General features: G+C 67.6%; 4 protein-coding genes and 1 pseudogene. All 5 read left to right on the forward strand.

Features of this window, described 5'->3' with window-relative positions; all coding sequences use genetic code 11:
- The first annotated feature begins 111 nt into the window (after positions 1-111).
- Positions 112-2,601: a DNA topoisomerase I gene (locus tag ACTHLF_RS02640; protein ID WP_440324611.1), complete on the forward strand. Its 2,490-nt coding sequence runs from the start codon at positions 112-114 to the stop codon at positions 2,599-2,601.
- Between the two features lies 1 nt (position 2,602).
- The gene (locus tag ACTHLF_RS02645) at positions 2,603-3,172 is read left to right on the forward strand and encodes an L-threonylcarbamoyladenylate synthase (protein WP_440324612.1); all 570 of its coding nucleotides are present in this window, start codon (positions 2,603-2,605) and stop codon (positions 3,170-3,172) included.
- A 60-nt stretch (positions 3,173-3,232) separates the two neighbouring features.
- Positions 3,233-4,549, forward strand: a complete 1,317-nt coding sequence (locus ACTHLF_RS02650; RefSeq protein WP_440324616.1) for an AMP-binding protein — start codon at positions 3,233-3,235, stop codon at positions 4,547-4,549.
- Between the two features lie 39 nt (positions 4,550-4,588).
- A complete protein-coding gene (gene purD, locus ACTHLF_RS02655; protein ID WP_440324614.1) occupies positions 4,589-5,875 on the forward strand; it encodes a phosphoribosylamine--glycine ligase in 1,287 nt (428 codons plus the stop codon).
- A 78-nt stretch (positions 5,876-5,953) separates the two neighbouring features.
- Positions 5,954-6,315 (forward strand): annotated as a pseudogene (locus tag ACTHLF_RS02660) (glycerol acyltransferase); the annotation flags it as partial.

Consider the following 6,315-nt stretch of genomic DNA (forward strand, 5'->3'; position numbering starts at 1 on the left):
GGGTCGTGCGCTGAAGCGCTGCTTGACAGGCAACACGAGGGTGTGTTTCCAACTAAATATATACACACGCTAGGGTTCACTCGGCCCGGCGGACTTCGGAATCGCTTACGCATGGCAAAGAACCTCCTCATCGTCGAATCGCCGGCCAAGGCCAAGACGATCAACAAATACCTGGGCACCGACTTCCAGGTGTTGGCGTCGTATGGCCACGTCCGTGACCTGCGGCCGAAGGAGGGCGCCGTCGACCCGGAGCACGGGTTCGCCATGGCTTACGAGGTGATCGACCGCAACGAAAAGCATGTGGACGCCATCGCCAAGGCCGCCAGCAAGGCCAGCAGCATTTATCTCGCGACCGACTTGGACCGCGAAGGTGAGGCCATCTCCTGGCACATCAGCGAGATCCTGAAGGAGCGTGGCCTGCTGGAGGGCAAGGACGTCCAGCGCGTCGTTTTCAGCGAGATCACGCCGAAGGCGATCAAGGAGGCCGTGGCCAATCCGCGCAAGCTGTCGCACGACCTGGTCGATGCCCAGCAGGCGCGACGCGCGCTCGACTACCTCGTCGGCTTCAATCTCTCGCCGGTGCTCTGGCGCAAGGTGCAGCGCGGGCTCAGCGCCGGCCGCGTTCAGTCGCCAGCGTTGCGCATGATCGTCGAGCGCGAGCTAGAGATCGAGGCTTTCAAGGCGCGCGAGTACTGGACGATCCAGGCCAACCTGACCCACGCCGATGGCGCCTTCGACGCCCGCCTGGTCAAGCTGGATGGCAAGAAGTTCGAGCAGTTCGACCTGACCAACGAGGCGGATGCGCAGAAGGCGCGCAGCGCGCTGGAGAAGGCCGCTGCCGGCCAGTTCACCGTGGGCGAGGTCACCAGCCGTGAGCGCAAGCGCCGCCCGGCTCCCCCGTTCACCACCTCGACGCTGCAGCAGGAGGCCGCGCGCAAGCTCGGCTTCTCCACGAGCCGCACCATGCGCGTCGCCCAGGGTCTTTACGAAGGCGTCTCGCTGGGTAGCGAGGGCAATGTCGGCCTGATCACCTACATGCGTACCGACTCGGTGGCGCTGTCCGACGATGCAGTGGCCGAGTTGCGCGACCTGATCGGCCGCGAGTACGGCAAGGGTGCGCTGCCGGATGCCGTGCAGGTCTACAAGTCGAAATCGAAGAACGCGCAGGAAGCGCATGAAGCCGTGCGCCCCACCTCGGCCATGCGCATTCCGCGTAGCGTCGCGTCGTTCCTCAACGACGACCAGCGCAAGCTGTACGAACTGATCTGGAAGCGCACCGTCGCCTGCCAGATGATCCACGCCACGATGAACACCGTCTCGGTGGAATTCCCGGTGGGCGACTCCGGTTTCCGTTCGACGGGCACCACCGTGATCGACCCGGGCTTCCTCGCCGTGTACGAGGAAGGCAAGGACCAGAAGAACGACGACGATGACGAGAACCGCCGCCTGCCGCGCCTCGCCACCGGCGATCGCGTGCCGGTGTCCGCCATCGTGGCCGACCAGCACTTCACCGAGCCGCCGCCGCGTTACTCCGAAGCCAGCCTGGTGAAGGCGCTTGAGGAATACGGCATCGGCCGCCCCTCGACGTATGCCAGCATCATCCAGGTGTTGATCAGCCGCGAGTACGTCATGCTCGACAGCCGCCGGTTCCGGCCGACGGACGTGGGCCGTGCGGTCAGCCAGTTCCTTTCGGGCCATTTCACCCAGTACGTCGACTACGACTTCACCGCGCGCCTCGAAGACGAGCTTGATGCCGTCAGCCGCGGTGAGGAACAGTGGGTCCCGCTGCTCGAGCGCTTCTGGCAGCCGTTCAAGACGCTCGTGGACGACAAGACCGAAAGCGTCGACCGCAGCGAAGCGACGGGCGCGCGCGAACTCGGTACTGATCCCAAGAGCGGCAAGCCCGTATCGGTGCGCCTCGGCCGTTACGGCGCCTATGCGCAGATCGGCACCAAGGACGACGAAGCCAAGCCGACCTACGCCAGCCTGCGCCCCGGCCAGAGCATGCACACCATCACCCTCGAAGAGGCGATGGAACTGTTCAAGCTGCCGCGCAACCTCGGCCAGTCCGAAGCGGGCGAGGACGTGACGGTCGGCGTCGGCCGCTTCGGACCGTTCGTGAAGCAGGGCAGCACGTATGCCTCGCTCAAGGCGGAAGATGACCCGTACACCATCGAGCTGCCGCGTGCGCTCCAGCTGGTCCAGGAAAAGCTCGAGGCGATCGCCAACCGCACGATCCTCGATTTCGGCAATGGCATCCAGGTGTTGAACGGCCGCTATGGCCCGTACATCACCGATGGCGAGAAGAACGCGCGCATCCCCAAGGATCGCGAACCGAAGACGCTGACCGAAGCCGAATGCGTCGAACTGCTGGCCGCTGCCCCGGTGAAGAAGCCGCGTGGCGGCAAGGCCGCGAAGAAGACGGCGACGAAAAAGGCCGCAGTGAAGAAGACCGCCACGAAGAAGGCCGCGACGAAGAAGACGGCGGCAAAGAAAGCCACGGCGAAGAAGACGGCCAGCAAGAAGACCGCGACCAAGAAAGCCGCCGTGAAAAAGACCGCCATCGGAAAGGCTGCCGCCAAGAAGACCCCGGCGGCCTGACGTGCGGCGGTTCGAACTGGCCCAGGTTGAAGACGCCGCGGCGCTGCTCCGTGCCGGCGGCGTGGTGGCTTACCCCACCGAGGCCGTGTTTGGCCTGGGCTGCGACCCGCACGACCGCGTGGCGTTCGAGCGGTTGTTCGCGCTGAAGGAGCGCCCTCCCACCCAGGGCGTCCTGCTGATCGCCGCAGACTTCGCGCAGGTCGAGCCCTACATCGATCTCGCGGCCGTGCCCGAAGGCGTCATGGCCCAGGTACACGCGACGTGGCCCGGCCCGAATACGTGGGTCTTTCCCCGCAGCGCGCGTGTGCCCGACTGGGTCGCTGGCGCGCATGCCGGCATCGCCTTGCGCGTCACCGCGCACGAACCGGCTGCCGCGCTTTGCCGCGCCTTCGGCGCGCCGCTGGTATCGACCAGCGCGAACCCGCACGGCGAGCCGCCGGCACGCGACGTGGCCACGCTGCAACGCTATTTCGAAGGCCGCCTCGAGGCGGCACTCGATGCACCATTGGGCGGCCTCGACCGTCCCACCGTGATCCGCGACGCCCTGACCGGCGCTATGATTCGCGCCTGAGGAAGGGGGAAACACCACGTGGCAACTGTTTTCGAATCCACCGGGCGCGAAAGCGTCCCGATGTTGCCACTGCTGGCGGGTGCGCCTTCGCGAACGGTCGCCTGGCGCGACGGCCATGCCGTCGCCGCCGCAACCTTTCTTGCCCATGTCCGCCAGGTCGCGTCGCTGCTTCCCGAGGCGGTCGGCGCGGTGAACCTGTGTGAAGACCGCTATGCATTCCTGGTCGCGTTCGCGGCGCTGGTCCTGCGCGGCCAGGTGAACCTGTTGCCGCCGTCGCGTGCACCGCATGCCGTCGACGAGGTGATGGCCAATCACCCCGGTTGCTATGCGATCGGCGAGCTGGCGCTCGATCCGGCGCCGGCCGGCTACCTGCGCATGCCTGTGCTCGACGAGACGCAGCCGGCGTACGGCGAGGTCCCCGCGATCGCAGCCGATGCCATCGTCGCCATCGGCTACACCTCGGGCTCCACGGGTAAGCCGAAGCCGAACATCAAGACCTGGGGCAGCTACGCCGCCAGCAACCTTGGCAACATCCGCATGCTCCACGGTGTGATCGGCGGCCCGTTCGACGTAGTCGCCACCGTCCCGCCGCAGCACATGTACGGCATGGAGATGTCGGTCGTGATGCCGCTGATGTCGGAGGTGAGCGTGCACGCCGGGCGCCCCTTCTTCCCGGCGGATGTAGCCAGCGCGCTGGCCTCGATGCCTGAGCCCCGCGTGCTCGTCACCACGCCGGTGCATCTCCGCGCGCTGGTCGAATCGGGCGTGCAGCTGCCTTCCCTTGCGGCCTTCGTCTCGGCGACGGCGCCCATGCCGGTCGAGCTCGCCATCGAGGCGGAAAAGCGCTTCGGCGCACCGATGTGCGAAGTGTTCGGCTCCACCGAGACCTGTGTCTTCGCCAGCCGGCGCACGGCGATCGAGGAGGAGTGGTCGCTCTATGACGGGGTGACGCTGCATTCGCAGCCCGACGGCACCCTGGTGGATGCGCCCCAGCTCGCCGAGCCGATGGCACTGGCCGATATCGTCACCCTGCACGGTGGCGGCCGCCGTTTCCGCCTCTGCGGGCGGAATACCGATCTGCTGGAGATCGCGGGCAAGCGGGCATCGCTTGGCGACCTCAACCGCCGCCTGCTCGCCATCGAAGGCGTGACGGACGGCGTGCTGTTCCAGCTGGATGAGCCGGACGCCTCGGGCGTACGCCGGATCGCCGGCCTCGTGGTCGCCCCCGGGCTCACCGCGGAGGCGGTGCTGGGCGTCCTGCGCGCGGCCATGGATCCCGTCTTCCTGCCGCGCCCGCTGCGCGTCGTGGAGGCGCTCCCGCGCAACGAGACCGGCAAGCTGCCGCGCGGCGCCCTGCTGGCCCTGGTCCAGCGCTAGGGCGGGTTACAATCACCGGTCCACGAACCGGAGATTCCCATGAAAGTCCTCGTCATCGGCAGCGGCGGCCGCGAACACGCCCTGGCCTGGAAGCTCGGCCAGTCGCCGCGGGTCGACGAGGTGATCGTGGCGCCGGGCAACGCGGGAACCGCGGTCGAGCCGGGCGTGCGCAACGCGAACGTTGCCGTCACCGATATCGATGGCCTGCTCGCCCTGGCGAAGCAGGAAGGCGTCGGCCTGACCGTCGTCGGGCCGGAAGTCCCGCTGGTGGCCGGCGTGGTCGATCGCTTCGCCGCGGAAGGCCTGCGCTGCTTCGGCCCGAGCGCCGCCGCGGCCCAGCTGGAGGGCAGCAAGGCCTTCGCGAAGGATTTCCTCGCCCGCCACGCTATCCCGACCGCGCACTATGCCGTCTTCACCGACCTCGAGCCGGCGCTGGCGCACGTCCGCGAGAAGGGCGCGCCGATCGTCATCAAGGCCGATGGCCTCGCCGCCGGCAAGGGCGTGGTCGTCGCCATGACCCTCGCCGAGGCCGAAGCCGCGCTGCACGACATGCTCGGCGGCAAGGCGTTCGGCGATGCGTCGTCGCGCGTGGTGGTCGAGGAGTTCCTCGACGGCGAGGAAGCCAGCTTCATCGTCATCGCCGATGGCAAGCGCGCCCTGCCCATGGCCACGAGCCAGGACCACAAGCGCCGCGACGATGGCGACCAGGGCCCGAACACGGGTGGCATGGGTGCGTATTCCCCCGCGCCGGTCGTCACCGACGAGGTGTCGGCGCGTGTCATGCGCGAGATCATCGAGCCGACGCTCGCCGGCATGGTCGCGGACGGCGCACCGTTCACGGGTTTCCTCTACGCGGGCCTGATGATCGATAAGACCGGCGCGCCGAAGGTCATCGAATTCAACGTTCGCTTCGGCGATCCGGAAACCCAGCCGATCATGCTTCGCCTGCAGTCGGATCTGGTCGACCTGGTCGACGCCGCGCTCGATGGGGATGTCGGCCGCGTCCAGGCGCAGTGGGATCCGCGCCCCTCGCTGGGCGTGGTGCTCGCCGCAGGCGGGTACCCCGGCAAGGTTCGCGCTGGCGATGTCATCACCGGTTCGGCGGCCGATTTCGGTCCCGACGTAAAGGTCTTCCACGCCGGCACGGCGGTCGGTGGCGATGGGCAGCCGGTGACCGCTGGCGGCCGCGTGCTGACGGTCTGCGCCCTTGGCGGCGACCTCGTCGAGGCGCGTGCCGCGGCTTATGAGGCGGCGGGGGCGATCACGTTCGCCGACGTGTTCTACCGCCGCGACATCGCGCATCGCGCGCTCGCCCGCAAGGCGTGAGCCCGCACTGAGCTGGCTCCCGGGGGGCAGCCTGGGTGGTGCGCTACACTGCGCCCACACCACCAGGCTGACCACGGAATGTCCCAGTTCTCGCTCCTCGGCAAGCGCCGCTTCGCGCCTTTCTTCTGGACCCAGGCACTCGGTGCGTTCAACGACAACGCCGTCCGTAACGCGATGGTCATGCTCGTCGCGTTCCAGATGGCCTTGCCCGATAGCCAGGTCTCGCTCTACACCAACCTGGCGCCCGCGCTGTTCATCCTGCCGTACTTCCTGTTCTCCGCGACGGCGGGGCAGCTGGCCGAGAAGTTCGAGAAGACGCGCATCATCCGTTTCGTGAAGCTGTTCGAGATCGCCGCCATGGCGATCGCGGCGATCGGCTTCCACACGCACCACATTTCGTTGCTGCTGCTCGTGCTGTTCCTGATGGGCGTGCATTCCAC

Source organism: Luteibacter sp., assembly GCF_051958795.1.
Lineage (GTDB): Bacteria > Pseudomonadota > Gammaproteobacteria > Xanthomonadales > Rhodanobacteraceae > Luteibacter.

Bases quoted from the DNA above. Each gene is read 5' to 3' on its own strand.
- ACTHLF_RS02640 (WP_440324611.1), top strand. From the start codon at position 112: ATGGCAAAGAACCTCCTCATCGTCGAATCGCCGGCCAAGGCCAAGACG.
- ACTHLF_RS02650 (WP_440324616.1), top strand. From the start codon at position 3,233: ATGTTGCCACTGCTGGCGGGTGCGCCTTCGCGAACGGTCGCCTGGCGC.
- purD (WP_440324614.1), top strand. From the start codon at position 4,589: ATGAAAGTCCTCGTCATCGGCAGCGGCGGCCGCGAACACGCCCTGGCC.